A 15,010-nucleotide genomic window follows, 5' to 3' on the forward strand; every position below is an offset into this window, starting at 1 on the left:
ATTCCGCTCCCCGCGCGTCATCCCCGTCCTTCCCCATTCATCCCAGGTTTTTCTCCATGCGTTTCGTCTTCGCCTTACTGCTGTCGCTCTTTTCGCTGCTTGCCGCCGCCCAGTCGATTCCCGCTCCCGCCCTCGCGGCGAAGGCGTGGGTGCTGGTGGACCACAACACCGGGCAGGTGCTGGCCGCCAACGATCCCGATGCGCGGATCGAACCCGCTTCGCTGACCAAGTTGATGACCGCCTACCTCACCTTCTCGGCGCTGAAGGCCGGCACCATCGCGCTCGACCAGCCGGTTCCGGTGTCCGAGCGCGCCTGGCGGCAGGAAGGTTCGCGGATGTTCATCGAGCCGCAGAAGCCGGTGGCAGTGCAGGAACTCATCCGCGGCGTGATCGTGCAGTCCGGCAACGACGCCTGCGTCGCGCTTGCCGAGCTGATTGCCGGCACCGAGGAAGCCTTCGCCGCGATGATGAATCGCGAAGCCCAGCGCCTCGGCATGAGCAATACCCACTTCACCAACTCCACCGGCCTGCCTGACCCGCAGCTGTACACCACGGCGAAGGACCTTGCGCTGCTCGCGTCGGCGATCATCCGTGACTTCCCCGACTACTACGCCAGCCTCTACTCGCTGAAGGAATACCGCTACAACAACATCACCCAGCCCAACCGCAACCGCCTGCTGTGGATGGACAGCACGGTCGACGGCATGAAGACCGGCCACACCAGCAGTGCCGGCTACTGCCTGATCTCCTCGGCGCTGCGGGGTCCGCGCCGGCTGGTTTCGGTGGTGCTGGGGGCGGAGTCCGATACCGTGCGCGCGCAGGAGTCGCTCAAGCTGCTCAACTTCGGCTTCCAGTTCTTCGACACCGTGAAGCTCTACTCGGCTGATCAGGCGCTGTCGCAGTTCCGCGTCTGGAAGGGGCAGGCCAATGAGGTGGCCGCCGGTTTTACCAGCGACTTCGTGATTTCGCTGCCGAAGGGCCAGGCCGACAAGATCACGGCGACGCTGGAAAGTCGGCAGCCGGTGCTGGCACCGCTGCAGAAGGGCCAGGAGATCGGCACGCTCAAGCTCAGCCTCGACGGCAGGCCGCTCGGCGAATATCCTGTGGTGGCGTTGCAGGACGTGCCGGTGGCGGGCTTCTTCGGCCGCCTGTGGGACGCCCTGGTGCTGTGGATCAAGAGCCTGTAAGACGGCGCACCCGCGCCGGCGGGACTGAAGGACGCACGCATGAGTCTGTGCTACCTGGATGGGCGCTACCTGCCGCTCGATGAAGCGCGGGTGTCGCCGATGGATCGCGGTTTCCTGTTCGGGGACGGCGCCTATGAGGTCGTCCCCGTCTATTCGCGCCGTCCGTTCCGGCTCGCCGAGCATCTCGGCCGCCTTGCCCGCACGCTGGCGGCAATGCGGCTGCCCAACCCTCACTCGGACGAAGAATGGGCGGACCGGGTGACGACCCTGGTGGCGGGCAACCCGTGGGAGGACCAGTCGATCTACCTGCAGGTCACCCGTGGTGCCGATGCGGTGCGCAACCACGCTTTCCCGAAGGACGTCCGGCCCACGGTCTTCATGCTCAGCGAACCCTTGCTGACACCGGCGCCCGAACTGCTCGCCAGCGGGGTCGCGGCGGTGAGCGCGGCCGACTTCCGCTGGCTGCGGTGCGACCTGAAGAGCGTTTCCCTGCTTGCCAACTGCCTGCTGCGGCAGTACGGCTTCGACCAGGGGTGCGCTGAGACGGTGCTCTTTCGCGATGGCTTCCTGACCGAGGGTTCGGCCTCCAACATCTTCGTCGTGCGGGACGGACGGCTGCTGGCGCCGCCGAAGAGCCACCTGATGCTCGCCGGCATTACCTACGACGTCGTGCTGGAACTGGCCGCCGCGCACGGGCTGCCAGTGGAGGTGCGCGAAATCCTCGACGCCGAGGTCCGCAGCGCCGACGAACTGTGGATGACCTCGTCGACCAAGGAAGTGCTGGCGATCACGCGGCTCGACGGCCGTCCGGTCGGCAGCGGTGCGCCCGGGCCGCTGGGGCGGCAGATGTACGCCTGGTATCAGGAATTCAAGAACACGGTGATGCGTAGTGGCTGATCAGACTCCCCAACCCAGACAAACCCTGCTCGAGTTTCCGTGCGACTTCCCGATCAAGATCATGGGCGCGCGCGTGGACGGTTTCGCGCAGGCGGTGATCGAGGTCGTGCTGCGCCATGCGCCGGACTTCGACCCCGCCGGGGCCGAAATGCGGCCGTCGAGCAAGGGCAACTACCTCGCCGTCACCTGCACCTTCCGCGCCATCTCGCAGCAGCAGGTCGACGCGCTGTACATGGAGCTGACCTCGCATCCGATGGTGAAGGTGGTGCTGTGACGGCTGCCGCCGTCCTCGCCGGGCACGAGGGGCCGGCCGCCGCCGTTTCCGTTCCGTTGCTGGTCAAGCGTCTCGGCCGGGTGGACTACGCCCCGGCATGGGAGGCAATGCAGCACTTCACGGCCAGCCGTGGCGAGGACACCGCCGACGAGATCTGGCTGCTGGAGCATCCGCCGGTCTATACGCTGGGCCAGGCCGGCCGGCCTGAACATCTGCTGCGCAACGACGCAGGCATTCCCCTGGTGAAGATCGACCGCGGCGGCCAGATCACCTATCACGGTCCGGGCCAGCTCGTTGCCTATCTGCTGCTGGACTTGCGCCGACGTCACCTGAAGGTGCGCGAGCTGGTGGCGTTGATGGAGCAGGCGGTCATCGACTGCCTTGCCGAGTATGGCTTGCATGCCGAACGCAAGGACGGCGCCCCCGGCGTCTACATTGACGGCGCCAAGATCGCGGCGCTCGGCCTGCGGGTGCGCAACGGCTGCAGCTACCACGGCCTGGCGCTCAACGTGGATGCCGACCTTGCCCCATTCGGCTGGATCAACCCCTGCGGCTATGAAGGCCTGCAGACGATACGGCTGAAGGATTTCGGCGTAGGCGACGACGTTGCGGCGGTGGGCGAGCGCCTGTTGCAACACCTGCTGCGGCTTTTGCCGCCCGGCGTGGTACCGTCGCGCTGAGCGGTCACCCGCCACCCATACCAAAGAGAGACAGAGCATCCATGGATAACCCCGCACGCAAGCAGCGCGGCGCCGAGAAGACCGCGCGCATCCCGATCAAGATCGTTCCTGCCGAACGGCTGAAGAAGCCGGACTGGATCCGGATCCGCCTCGGTGCGGGCGCCGAGGCCGAGCGTTTCAACGAAATCAAGCAGACCCTGCGCGAGCACAAGCTGCATACGGTGTGCGAAGAAGCCTCCTGCCCCAACATCCACGAGTGTTTCGGCAAGGGAACGGCCACCTTCATGATCATGGGCGACATCTGCACCCGGCGCTGCCCGTTCTGCGATGTCGGGCATGGCCGTCCGGAGCCGCTCAATCCCAACGAACCGACGGATCTAGCCCGCACGATCGCGGCGATGCGGCTCAACTATGTCGTGATCACCTCGGTCGACCGGGATGATCTGCGCGACGGCGGTGCCCAGCACTTCGTCGACTGCATCCGCGAAACCCGCGCCGCCTCGCCGTCCACCACGATCGAGGTGCTGGTGCCCGATTTCCGCGGCCGCATGGAGATCGCGCTGGAGATCTTCAACCAGGCGCCGCCCGACGTGATGAACCACAACATGGAAACGGTGCCGCGGCTGTACAAACAGGCGCGCCCGGGGGCCGACTATGCCTATTCCCTGCGCCTGCTGAAGGAATTCAAGGCGGGTCATCCCGACGTGCTCACCAAGTCCGGCCTCATGGTGGGGCTGGGGGAAACCGATGACGAAATCCTCGACGTGATGCGCGACCTGCGCGCCCACGACGTGGACATGCTGACCATCGGCCAGTACCTGCAACCGTCCGGCGGTCACCTGCCGGTGCTGCGCTACGTCCATCCCGATACCTTCAAGATGTTCGAAACCGAGGCGCTGCGGATGGGTTTCCGCAACGCGGCCTGCGGTCCGATGGTGCGCTCGTCCTACTGGGCGGATCAGCAGGCCCACGGCGCGGGCGTCGTGTAGCCGCAGCGCGCCGTGCCCCCGTTGCCGCCGTACGACGGGTGCGGCGGCGTTCTGCTCCCGGAGCCATCATGAAATTCCTGCAGAAAACCCTGATCCTGTTTGCGCTCTGTTCCTCGGCATGGGCGGCCAGCCTGGTCGACCTTTCCGACGCTGAAGTCAGTGGAGGACTCAAGGAGGCCCTTACCCAGGGCGCGGGCCACGCGGTGGAGGTGCTGGGCCGCAAGGATGGTTTTCTGTCCAACCCCAAGGTCAAGATTCCGCTGCCCGGCGTACTCAAGCAGGCCGAACCCTTGCTGCGCATGAGCGGACGTGGCGAAGACCTGGACCAGTTGGTGACCTCGATGAACCGGGCCGCCGAGGCCGCGGTGCCCGGGGCGAAGAACCTGCTCGTCGGCGCGGTGAAGCAGATGAGCGTGGCCGATGCCAAGAAGATTCTCACCGGTGGGGACGATTCGGTGACGCGCTACTTCCGCGACAAGACCGAGGCGCAGCTGACCCGCATGTTCCTGCCGACGGTAAAACAGAACACCGACAAGCTGGCGCTGGCCGGGCAGTACAACGCCCTGGTGGGGCAGGCTTCGGGGCTGGGACTGGTGAAGTCGGAGGACGCGCAGATCGAGAACTACGTGACGCGCAAGGCGCTCGACGGCCTCTACCTGATGATCGCGGAAGAGGAACGGGCGATCCGCAAAGACCCGGTCGCCGCGGTGGGCGGGCTGGCAAAGAAGGTCTTCGGCGCGCTCTGACGACGCGCACGGGCGCGTCCGGTAAACTGCCGCCTCCCGTCGCGCCGGCGGGGTTCCCCTTGCGCCCGTTCCCATGTCCGCCCTGCTCAATCCGCCGCAACGCGAAGCCATCCACTACCTGAATGGCCCCTGTCTGGTCCTGGCCGGAGCCGGCAGCGGGAAGACCCGCGTCATCACCCACAAGATCGCGCATCTGATCAACGAGTGTGGGCTGAGCCCCACCAATGTCGGCGCGATCACCTTCACCAACAAGGCGGCGAAGGAGATGCAGGAGCGCGTCGCGCATCTGATGGGCGGGCGGGCGCCCGGCGGGCTGACGGTGTGCACCTTTCACGCGCTCGGCGTGCGCATCATCCGGCAGGAAGCGCTGCATTGCGGACTGAAGCCCCAGTTTTCCATCCTCGACGCCTCGGATGCGGTGCAAATCGTGGCCGACGTCGCCGGCGACCAGGACAAAGGCATCGCCAAGCAGATGCAGTGGCAGATCTCGTCGTGGAAGAACGCCATGATCTCCCCCGCCGAAGCGGCGCAACTGGCGGACAACGAGCTGTCGGCCGCCGCGGCCAAGGCGTTTGCCGACTACGAGCGGACGTTGCGGGCCTACCAGGCGGTGGATTTCGACGACCTCATTTCGCTGCCCGTCCGACTATTCGAGGAAAACGACGAGGTGCGCGAGCGGTGGCAGAACCGCCTCCGCTACCTGCTCGTGGATGAGTACCAGGATACGAACCGTGCGCAATACCGCCTGCTGCGTCAGCTCGCCGGGGTGCGGGGCGCCTTCACTGCCGTGGGCGACGACGATCAGGCCATCTACGCCTGGCGTGGCGCCGATGTGGAAAACCTGAAGCTGCTGCAACGCGACTATCCCAAGCTGCGCGTCATCAAGCTTGAACAGAACTACCGGTCCTCGCGGCGGATTCTCGAGGCGGCCAACGTGCTGATCGCCAATAACGAGAAGCTGTTCGACAAGCGCCTGTGGTCCGAACACGGTCCGGGCGAACAGATCGCGGTGACCAGCTGCCGGGACGCCGACCACGAGGCCGAGTGGGTGGCGATGAAGATCTCCGCCCACAAGTTCGAGAACCGTACCCGGTTCAAGGACTACGCGATCCTCTACCGCGGCAACCATCAGGCCCGCATCATCGAGCAGCAGTTGCGCAATCAACGCATTCCCTACGTGATGTCTGGGGGCCAGAGCTTCTTCGAGAAGCCCGAAATCAAGGACCTGATCGCCTACCTGCGGCTATTGATGAACGAGGACGACGATCTCGCGTTCATCCGCGCGATCACGATGCCGCGCCGTGGCATCGGACCGAGCACCATTGAAGCGCTCGGCCACTACGCGGGCGGGCGCCACATCAGCCTCTTCGCCGCCAGCTTCGAGGAAGGCGTCGCGCTCCACCTCGGCGCGCGCCAGCTTGAGGCCGTCCAGCAGTTCACCGCCTTCATCAACCGGATACAGCATCGCGCCCGTCATGAGCCTGCGGCGCAGGTGCTGGAAGACCTGCTTGCAGCCATTCGCTACGAAGCCTGGCTCTTCGAGCATTTCGACTCCCGCGAGGCGGAGTCAAAGTGGAGCAATGTGCGCGACTTCGTCGGCTGGCTGGGGCGCAAGGGTGAGGAGGATGGCAAGAATCTCATCGAACTGACCCAGACGATCGCGCTGATCTCGATGCTCGACAAGGAGGACGCCGACTTCGACGGCGTGCAGCTTGCGACGCTGCATGCATCCAAGGGTCTTGAGTTTCCCCATGTGTTCCTCGTCGGCGTGGAAGAAGGCCTGCTGCCACATCAAAGCAGCATCGACGAAGACAAGGTCGAAGAGGAGCGCCGGCTGATGTATGTCGGGATCACGCGCGCGCAGCGCAGTCTGAACATCACCTGGTGCGAACGCCGCAAGGCGGGCAAGGAGTTCCGCCCGTGCGAAATTTCCCGCTTCATCGCCGAGATGGGCGGTGACCTGAACATCGGCGACCGCAAGCGGAACGCCCCCGTGTCGCGCGAAGAGGGGCGCGCGCGGCTCGCCAACCTGAAGGCCATGTTCGAGAGGCGCGACGAAGGGAGCTAGAGGTCCCGCCCGTGCCGCGGGTTCGGACAACACAGGCAACAAAAAAGGCGGCCCGTGGGCCGCCTTTCATCCGCATCGCTGCCGACTTACTGCGCAACCGGTGGTTCCGTGTAGCCCGCCCCGGCCTTGTTGGCAAGGAAGGCCACGGCGCGCTTGACCTCCGTGTCGGTCAGGTCGGAGCCACCCCCGCGCGGCGGCATCGCGTTCTTGCCGGCGATCGCCGACTTCGTCAAACCGTCGAAACCCTGTGCCAGACGGAGACCCCACGCGCCACTGTCGCCCGTCTTGGGGGCTCCGAGCATCCCTGCGTCGTGGCAGCTGGAACAGATGCTCTTATAGATCTGTTCACCGGTGCGGCTACCCGGCGCCACGGTCACAACCTTCAGCTCCACCTTGGCCACGGGTTGAATGAGGGACGCGGTGACTTCGGGGTCGACCTTGCCATTGTCCTTGCCGCAGCCAGCCAGCACGATTGCTGCGGCCATGGCGAGGGACAGGGCAGGGCGTAGGGGGCGCTGGGCGCGACGGGAGGCGCGATGTTCCGACATGCTTGGATCCTTTGACTGGCGCTGGGCAAAGCCCGGATTATATCTCCGGAAATAACCATTGTGGCAGTGCGGCATGGACTTCGGCCCCGAATACCTATATCCTTTCGCGCCTTGCACCGGTAGCAGGTGTTCCGGTGAGGCAAGACAGTGCGCCCGTAGCTCAGCTGGATAGAGTACTGCCCTCCGAAGGCAGGGGTCGGACGTTCGAATCGTCTCGGGCGCGCCAGTTTTCGCCCGCGCAGTGAGTCTCGCTCATTCGGAAGCGCAGCTTGGTTTGATCGTGCTGTGGTTCTAGATAAGTTTCTTGCTGCGAGGGGTTGACGACTTTGTGTTGGGTGTCCATAATCTCGTTTCTCTGCTGCAGCGATTGCAGCGCTCTTTAAAAAGTTGAACAACCGATAAGTGTGGGTGCTTGGTTGTTGTGTGGCGAGCCGCTTCGGCGGTTTTGTTTCGCAATGATTAGGTGCTCATGTCAGTAATGACTTTGAGTGCTTTGTATGGATTGAACTTAAGAGTTTGATCCTGGCTCAGATTGAACGCTGGCGGCATGCTTTACACATGCAAGTCGAACGGCAGCGGGGGCTTCGGCCCGCCGGCGAGTGGCGAACGGGTGAGTAATGCATCGGAACGTGCCCAGTCATGGGGGATAACTACGCGAAAGCGTAGCTAATACCGCATACGCCCTGAGGGGGAAAGTGGGGGATCGCAAGACCTCACGTGATTGGAGCGGCCGATGTCAGATTAGCTAGTTGGTGAGGTAAAGGCTCACCAAGGCGACGATCTGTAGCGGGTCTGAGAGGATGATCCGCCACACTGGGACTGAGACACGGCCCAGACTCCTACGGGAGGCAGCAGTGGGGAATTTTGGACAATGGGCGAAAGCCTGATCCAGCCATGCCGCGTGAGTGAAGAAGGCCTTCGGGTTGTAAAGCTCTTTCGGACGGAAAGAAATCGCGCGGGCTAATATCCCGCGTGGATGACGGTACCGTAAGAAGAAGCACCGGCTAACTACGTGCCAGCAGCCGCGGTAATACGTAGGGTGCGAGCGTTAATCGGAATTACTGGGCGTAAAGCGTGCGCAGGCGGTTTTGTAAGACAGGTGTGAAATCCCCGGGCTTAACCTGGGAACTGCGCTTGTGACTGCAAGGCTAGAGTACGGCAGAGGGGGGTGGAATTCCACGTGTAGCAGTGAAATGCGTAGAGATGTGGAGGAACACCGATGGCGAAGGCAGCCCCCTGGGCCTGTACTGACGCTCATGCACGAAAGCGTGGGGAGCAAACAGGATTAGATACCCTGGTAGTCCACGCCCTAAACGATGTCAACTAGTTGTTCGTAGAGGTAACTCTGTGAGTAACGCAGCTAACGCGTGAAGTTGACCGCCTGGGGAGTACGGCCGCAAGGTTAAAACTCAAAGGAATTGACGGGGACCCGCACAAGCGGTGGATGATGTGGATTAATTCGATGCAACGCGAAAAACCTTACCTACCCTTGACATGCCTGGAACCTTGGTGAGAGCCGAGGGTGCCTTCGGGAACCAGGACACAGGTGCTGCATGGCTGTCGTCAGCTCGTGTCGTGAGATGTTGGGTTAAGTCCCGCAACGAGCGCAACCCTTGTCATTAATTGCCATCATTCAGTTGGGCACTTTAATGAGACTGCCGGTGACAAACCGGAGGAAGGTGGGGATGACGTCAAGTCCTCATGGCCCTTATGGGTAGGGCTTCACACGTCATACAATGGTCGGTACAGAGGGTTGCCAAACCGCGAGGTGGAGCTAATCCCTTAAAGCCGATCGTAGTCCGGATCGTAGTCTGCAACTCGACTGCGTGAAGTCGGAATCGCTAGTAATCGCAGATCAGCATGCTGCGGTGAATACGTTCCCGGGTCTTGTACACACCGCCCGTCACACCATGGGAGTGGGTTTCACCAGAAGTAGGTAGCTTAACCTTCGGGAGGGCGCTTACCACGGTGAGATTCATGACTGGGGTGAAGTCGTAACAAGGTAGCCGTATCGGAAGGTGCGGCTGGATCACCTCCTTTCAAGAGAAAAGCCATCTTCGGCCAAGTATCCACACCTTATCGGTTGTTCAAGCGAAGAGCCTCGAAGCACGAGGGTCTGTAGCTCAGCTGGTTAGAGCACCGTCTTGATAAGGCGGGGGTCGTTGGTTCGAACCCAACCAGACCCACCAGTCCTTGTCCAGGCACAAGTCAGACAAGGGGCTGTAGCTCAGCTGGGAGAGCGGCGGCTTTGCAAGCCGTAGGTCGTCGGTTCGATCCCGACCAGCTCCACCAGTCGCCCGCAGTACCGTGCTTCATCCGAGACGTCAGTCATGCGCATCGAACGCGTGAGCATGCCTGACCTCTTGGCCAACGCCAGAGGTTCGCTCTTTAACAAATTGGAAGAAGTTAGTGCAGCACATCAACGATGTGTTGCACGGGTTGTGTGATTGCATTGATCAGGGCTGCGTAGTCAGCACAGTCCTGATCGCACAAACGAGTTCGACCTGTGACCGGATCTTCAGCTCACGCCAGTGAGTCGAGGGTCCAAGGTTATAGGATCAAGCGACTAAGTGCATGTGGTGGATGCCTTGGCGATCACAGGCGATGAAGGACGTGCAAGCCTGCGAAAAGCGGGGGGGAGCTGGCAATGGAGCTTTGATCCCCCGATATCCGAATGGGGAAACCCGGCCCGCAAGGGTCATCCCGTACTGAATCCATAGGTACGTGGAAGCGAACGCGGCGAACTGAAACATCTAAGTAGCCGTAGGAAAAGAAATCAACCGAGATTCCCCAAGTAGTGGCGAGCGAACGGGGAAGAGCCTGCACGACTAAACCATCAGCTTAGCAAAACGGTCTGGAAAGTCCGACGATACAGGGTGATAGTCCCGTATGCGAAAAGCCGGTGGCGGGTCTGAGCGTGCGACAAGTAGGGCGGGACACGTGTAATCCTGTCTGAAGATGGGGGGACCATCCTCCAAGGCTAAATACTCGTGATCGACCGATAGTGAACCAGTACCGTGAGGGAAAGGCGAAAAGAACCCCGGGAGGGGAGTGAAATAGATCCTGAAACCGCATGCATACAAACAGTGGGAGCCTGGAAACGGGTGACTGCGTACCTTTTGTATAATGGGTCAGCGACTTACGTTCAGTGGCGAGCTTAACCGAATAGGGGAGGCGTAGCGAAAGCGAGTCTGATAAGGGCGACATAGTCGCTGGGCGTAGACCCGAAACCGGATGATCTATCCATGGCCAGGATGAAGGTGCGGTAACACGCACTGGAGGTCCGAACCCACTAGTGTTGAAAAACTAGGGGATGAGCTGTGGATAGGGGTGAAAGGCTAAACAAATCCGGAAATAGCTGGTTCTCCCCGAAAACTATTTAGGTAGTGCGTCGTACGGACACTTGCGGGGGTAGAGCACTGTAATCGTTGGGGGGGTCACTGCGATCTACCCCGCGATAGCAAACTCCGAATACCGCAAAGTGATATACGGCAGACAGACATCGGGTGCTAACGTCCGGTGTCAAGAGGGAAACAACCCAGACCGCCAGCTAAGGTCCCAAATGCATGGCTAAGTGGCAAACGAGGTGGGAAGGCATAGACAGCTAGGAGGTTGGCTTAGAAGCAGCCACCCTTTAAAGAAAGCGTAATAGCTCACTAGTCGAGTCGTCCTGCGCGGAAGATGTAACGGGGCTCAAGCCATGAACCGAAGCTGCGGATGTGTCTTTGACACGTGGTAGGGGAGCGTTCCGTAAGCCTGCGAAGGTGTCTCGTAAGGGATGCTGGAGGTATCGGAAGTGCGAATGCTGACATGAGTAGCGATAAAGGGTGTGAAAAGCACCCTCGCCGAAAGCCCAAGGTTTCCTGCGCAACGTTCATCGGCGCAGGGTGAGTCGGCCCCTAAGGCGAGGCAGAAATGCGTAGTCGATGGGAAACAGGTCAATATTCCTGTACCGGTTCTAGATGCGATGGGGGGACGGAGAAGGTTAGGCCGGCCGGGTGTTGGACGTCCCGGTTTAAGCGTGTAGGCGTGCTCTCTAGGCAAATCCGGAGAGCTGAGCTGAGGCGTGATGACGAGCGAACTTGTTCGCGAAGTGGTTGATACCCTGCTTCCAGGAAAAGCCTCTAAGCTTCAGTCTAGAATCGACCGTACCGCAAACCGACACAGGTGGGCAGGTTGAAAATACCAAGGCGCTTGAGAGAACTCAGGAGAAGGAACTCGGCAAATTGATACCGTAACTTCGGGAGAAGGTATGCCCCATTAGCTTGTAGGAGTACATCCGAAGGGCGAAGGGGCCGCAGAGAATCGGTGGCTGCGACTGTTTATTAAAAACACAGCACTCTGCAAACACGAAAGTGGACGTATAGGGTGTGACGCCTGCCCGGTGCCGGAAGGTTAAGTGATGGGGTGCAAGCTCTTGATCGAAGCCCCGGTAAACGGCGGCCGTAACTATAACGGTCCTAAGGTAGCGAAATTCCTTGTCGGGTAAGTTCCGACCTGCACGAATGGCGTAACGATGGCCACACTGTCTCCTCCTGAGACTCAGCGAAGTTGAAATGTTTGTGAAGATGCAATCTCCCCGCGGCTAGACGGAAAGACCCCATGAACCTTTACTGTAGCTTTGCATTGGACTTTGACGGGACTTGTGTAGGATAGGTGGGAGGCTTTGAAGCCAGGACGCTAGTTCTGGTGGAGCCGTCCTTGAAATACCACCCTGGTGTCGTTGAGGTTCTAACCCAGGCCCGTGAATCCGGGTCGGGAACAGTGCATGGTAGGCAGTTTGACTGGGGCGGTCTCCTCCCAAAAGGTAACGGAGGAGTTCGAAGGTCTCCTAGGTACGGTCGGACATCGTACTGATAGTGCAATGGCAAAAGGAGGCTTGACTGCGAGACCGACAAGTCGAGCAGGTGCGAAAGCAGGACATAGTGATCCGGTGGTTCTGTATGGAAGGGCCATCGCTCAACGGATAAAAGGTACTCTGGGGATAACAGGCTGATTCCGCCCAAGAGTTCACATCGACGGCGGAGTTTGGCACCTCGATGTCGGCTCATCACATCCTGGGGCTGTAGCCGGTCCCAAGGGTATGGCTGTTCGCCATTTAAAGTGGTACGTGAGCTGGGTTTAAAACGTCGTGAGACAGTTTGGTCCCTATCTGCCGTGGGCGCTGGAAGTTTGAGGGGACCTGCTCCTAGTACGAGAGGACCGGAGTGGACGCACCTCTGGTGTACCGGTTGTGACGCCAGTCGCATCGCCGGGTAGCTAAGTGCGGAAGAGATAACCGCTGAAAGCATCTAAGCGGGAAACTCGCCTCAAGATGAGACTTCCCTGGGGACTCGATCCCCCTGAAGGGTCGTGGAAGACCACCACGTTGATAGGTCGGGTGTGGAAGCGCAGTAATGCGTTAAGCTAACCGATACTAATTGCCCGTGAGGCTTGATCCTATAACCTTGATACACAGCGTCAAACTCGACGACGCAGTCACGCAACCATAACGCTTCTTCCCAATTTGGCCAGGCAGACCACCCCCTGCCAGGCAACAAGTCAAAGTCTGACGACCATAGCGTCTTGGTACCACCCCTTCCCATCCCGAACAGGACCGTGAAACAAGACCGCGCCGATGATAGTGAGCCCGCGCTCGTGAAAGTAGGTCATCGTCAGACTAACTACAAAAAAAAGCCCGCACGATCTATCGTGCGGGCTTTTTTTATTGGAACTAGAAAGTACGAACGTCAGCTGTCGGCGTGTCTCCGAATGCAGGCGCGAATAGAAACGCCAACAATTTGGCCGCCGCCTCTGCCGGCGGGACAAGTTGCCCACTGTCCTTCAGCGAAATGAACCTCTCACGCGCGGGAAACTGACCGGTTTCGAGTTGGCGGACGTCGGTTTGCATCCTGGTATCCAACACCCCGGGAGCGACGCTGCAAATGCGGACATGGGCACGCCCCTCCTCGCTGACGCAACGGGCATGATGGTCCAGGGCTGCTTTGGTCGCTCCGTAGATGCTCCAACCTGAATAGGCCGTACGCGCAGCGCCGCTGGAAATGTGGAGAATCCGGCGGGATAGATCGGGGGCCGCGCATTGAAGGACGGCGTTTGCCAGCAGCAAGGGCCCGAGGACATTGACGTTCACTGCCTGCTGAATTTCAGCTGCCGCCAAACTTCCGCTTCTCCCGACCGGCTGTAGCATTGCGGCGTTGTTGATCAGGATGACAGGTTCGCGAGCATTGCCGAACGCTTGGAATACGGGGCTCTCGATGAAGCGGCAGACCGCCGCTACGTCTGCCAGATCGACCCTGGATTCGGAGAATCGCGGAAAGCGGGCGGCCATTTCCGCATGGCTGTGGCGGGAGACACCGAGCACCTCCAAACCGCGCTCGAGCAGGCCGATGGCGAGCGCTTCGCCGAGTCCTCGGCTGTGTCCTGTGACGATTGCTTTCACGAGTTTCTCCAGCGCAGTGAGAATAGGCGTGGGGGCTGAAACGGACCGGAAGTGCATTCAGAACCGCCCGGGTTTTCCCGTCTATCAGGGATTGGAACATGTCCACCGATCAAATTATTACTCAGCTGTTGATTCACCGTCTGGTAAAGGCCGGTGATGCAGCCGCGCGTATCGTGCAGCGCGACCGATTGAATTCGCCCGACGCCGCGGCCATCGGATTGGTCACCCAACTGATATCGACCTTTACCCAACGCTCGGGCAAGTGCCACGGTACGTTCGAAGACGACGAGGAGGAGTTTCCGGTCGCCCGCTTTCTGCGCGAATTTTCGGGCGATGACGAGCGTGGTTTCATCGACCTCGGTGCCCACCTTTCAGATCATCTTCGCAACTGTGCGGATTTGGTTGGGTTGGATAACGGTGGGGCATTTCTTCTCGCCCGCGTTCGTGAACAGGCGGTGGACTGGTTGTGGATCGCGCTAGTGCCTGAAACGGTAACCACTGCCGTCGATAAGGACCTGAACCTGCACGAACATACGCACCTGGACGTTCATGCGACCCAGGCGGTGGCGCGGATCGACTTGACCGGATGGCGGCGGGGCGACGAACGTTGTGTGGCGTTCCTCAGCGGCCGCGGGCCGACCGCCCAGTGCTTTCGGCGCTTCCTGGGCTGCAAGGATGTCGTCGTGGCCTTGCAGGAAACCCGCAAGCTGGTGCAAGCGCTTACCGACTTCGCCGATTCTGAGCGACTGGATCCGCCTGTACGCGACGAAATGATGGAGCGCGCGCATCGCTATCTGGATGATCTCGGCGAGGCGGGGGCGCCGGTTGAGCTTGACGCATTGGCCAGCGAGCTATGGCCTAGCGCGCCAGCGCGACTCGGGACGACACTTCAGACGCCGGCGAGGGCCTTGGCACCTGCGTTCGTGCCCAACCGCCGGGCATTGAAACCGCTTGTACGCCTTAGCGCCAGCGCGGACCAGTGGCGCGTGGAGTTCGAACGCGCCGGCTTGCGGTCGGGCGCGGTCAGCTACGACGTGGTGTCCGATACCCTGGTGCTGTCGAACCTCCCGCCCTATCTGAAGCAGATGTTGATCGACGACGGGGATGCGTCCTCGTAAGACCGTTCGGAAGGGCTGGCTTGACAGCTTAAATTACGACTGTAATATAAAAAGCGTCCCCAAC

The 15,010-nt window shown here is 60.9% G+C and carries 10 protein-coding genes, 3 tRNA genes and 3 rRNA genes; 14 read left to right on the forward strand and 2 right to left on the reverse strand.

Features of this window, described 5'->3' with window-relative positions; translation table 11 throughout:
* Positions 1-56: 56 nt before the first annotated feature.
* The 7 genes from dqs_RS00950 to dqs_RS00980 all read left to right on the forward strand — a co-directional run bounded on the left by dqs_RS00950 (position 57) and on the right by dqs_RS00980 (position 6,841).
* Positions 57-1,187 carry a D-alanyl-D-alanine carboxypeptidase family protein gene (locus dqs_RS00950; protein ID WP_065339404.1) on the forward strand — a complete coding sequence of 377 codons (1,131 nt, stop codon included), beginning with the start codon at positions 57-59 and terminating at the stop codon, positions 1,185-1,187.
* Positions 1,188-1,226: 39 nt separating this feature from the next.
* Entirely contained in the window at positions 1,227-2,084 is an 858-nt protein-coding gene (locus tag dqs_RS00955) for a D-amino acid aminotransferase (protein WP_065339405.1), read from the forward strand.
* Positions 2,077-2,358: a YbeD family protein gene (locus tag dqs_RS00960; protein ID WP_011763918.1), complete on the forward strand. Its 282-nt coding sequence runs from the start codon at positions 2,077-2,079 to the stop codon at positions 2,356-2,358. The genes dqs_RS00955 and dqs_RS00960 overlap by 8 nt, the downstream gene beginning before the upstream one ends.
* Positions 2,355-3,038 (forward strand): lipoyl(octanoyl) transferase LipB, encoded by a 684-nt coding sequence (gene lipB, locus dqs_RS00965; protein ID WP_011763919.1) that lies wholly within the window; start codon positions 2,355-2,357, stop codon positions 3,036-3,038. The genes dqs_RS00960 and lipB overlap by 4 nt, the downstream gene beginning before the upstream one ends.
* Before the next feature lie 41 nt (positions 3,039-3,079).
* Positions 3,080-4,027: a lipoyl synthase gene (gene lipA, locus dqs_RS00970; protein ID WP_011763920.1), complete on the forward strand. Its 948-nt coding sequence runs from the start codon at positions 3,080-3,082 to the stop codon at positions 4,025-4,027.
* Between the two features lie 68 nt (positions 4,028-4,095).
* Positions 4,096-4,773, forward strand: coding sequence for a DUF4197 domain-containing protein (locus dqs_RS00975; protein ID WP_065339406.1), 678 nt, complete (start codon positions 4,096-4,098; stop codon positions 4,771-4,773).
* 73 nt (positions 4,774-4,846) lie between these two features.
* Positions 4,847-6,841 (forward strand): UvrD-helicase domain-containing protein, encoded by a 1,995-nt coding sequence (locus dqs_RS00980; RefSeq protein ID WP_065339407.1) that lies wholly within the window; start codon positions 4,847-4,849, stop codon positions 6,839-6,841.
* 86 nt (positions 6,842-6,927) lie between these two features.
* Here the strand turns inward: dqs_RS00980 and dqs_RS00985 are convergent, their stop codons facing one another.
* Positions 6,928-7,389 (reverse strand): c-type cytochrome, encoded by a 462-nt coding sequence (locus dqs_RS00985; protein ID WP_065339408.1) that lies wholly within the window; start codon positions 7,387-7,389, stop codon positions 6,928-6,930.
* Between the two features lie 149 nt (positions 7,390-7,538).
* Between dqs_RS00985 and dqs_RS00990 the strand changes: the two genes are divergently transcribed.
* From dqs_RS00990 to rrf, 6 genes are all read left to right on the forward strand, one after another.
* Positions 7,539-7,615: transfer RNA gene (locus tag dqs_RS00990), tRNA-Arg, on the forward strand.
* Positions 7,616-7,893: 278 nt separating this feature from the next.
* Positions 7,894-9,429: ribosomal RNA gene (locus dqs_RS00995) — 16S ribosomal RNA — on the forward strand.
* Positions 9,430-9,501: 72 nt separating this feature from the next.
* Positions 9,502-9,578 (forward strand) — tRNA-Ile (locus dqs_RS01000).
* Between the two features lie 27 nt (positions 9,579-9,605).
* A tRNA-Ala gene (locus dqs_RS01005) sits at positions 9,606-9,681 on the forward strand.
* Between the two features lie 264 nt (positions 9,682-9,945).
* Positions 9,946-12,830: ribosomal RNA gene (locus dqs_RS01010) — 23S ribosomal RNA — on the forward strand.
* Positions 12,831-12,936: 106 nt separating this feature from the next.
* A 5S ribosomal RNA gene (rrf, locus tag dqs_RS01015) occupies positions 12,937-13,049 on the forward strand.
* The 16S, 23S and 5S rRNA genes sit together here with 3 tRNA genes alongside, the layout of an rRNA operon.
* A 53-nt stretch (positions 13,050-13,102) precedes the next feature.
* Here the strand turns inward: rrf and dqs_RS01020 are convergent.
* The gene (locus dqs_RS01020; RefSeq protein ID WP_084018730.1) at positions 13,103-13,828 is read right to left on the reverse strand and encodes an SDR family oxidoreductase; all 726 of its coding nucleotides are present in this window, start codon (positions 13,826-13,828) and stop codon (positions 13,103-13,105) included.
* Between the two features lie 98 nt (positions 13,829-13,926).
* Here dqs_RS01020 and dqs_RS01025 point away from each other — a divergent pair, with 98 nt between their 5' ends.
* Entirely contained in the window at positions 13,927-14,946 is a 1,020-nt protein-coding gene (locus dqs_RS01025) for a nucleoid-associated protein (protein WP_065339410.1), read from the forward strand.
* Positions 14,947-15,010: the final 64 nt, after the last annotated feature.

Origin of the sequence: Azoarcus olearius, from assembly GCF_001682385.1 — a bacterium.
In the GTDB taxonomy this organism is placed as follows: Bacteria; Pseudomonadota; Gammaproteobacteria; order Burkholderiales; family Rhodocyclaceae; genus Azoarcus; species Azoarcus olearius.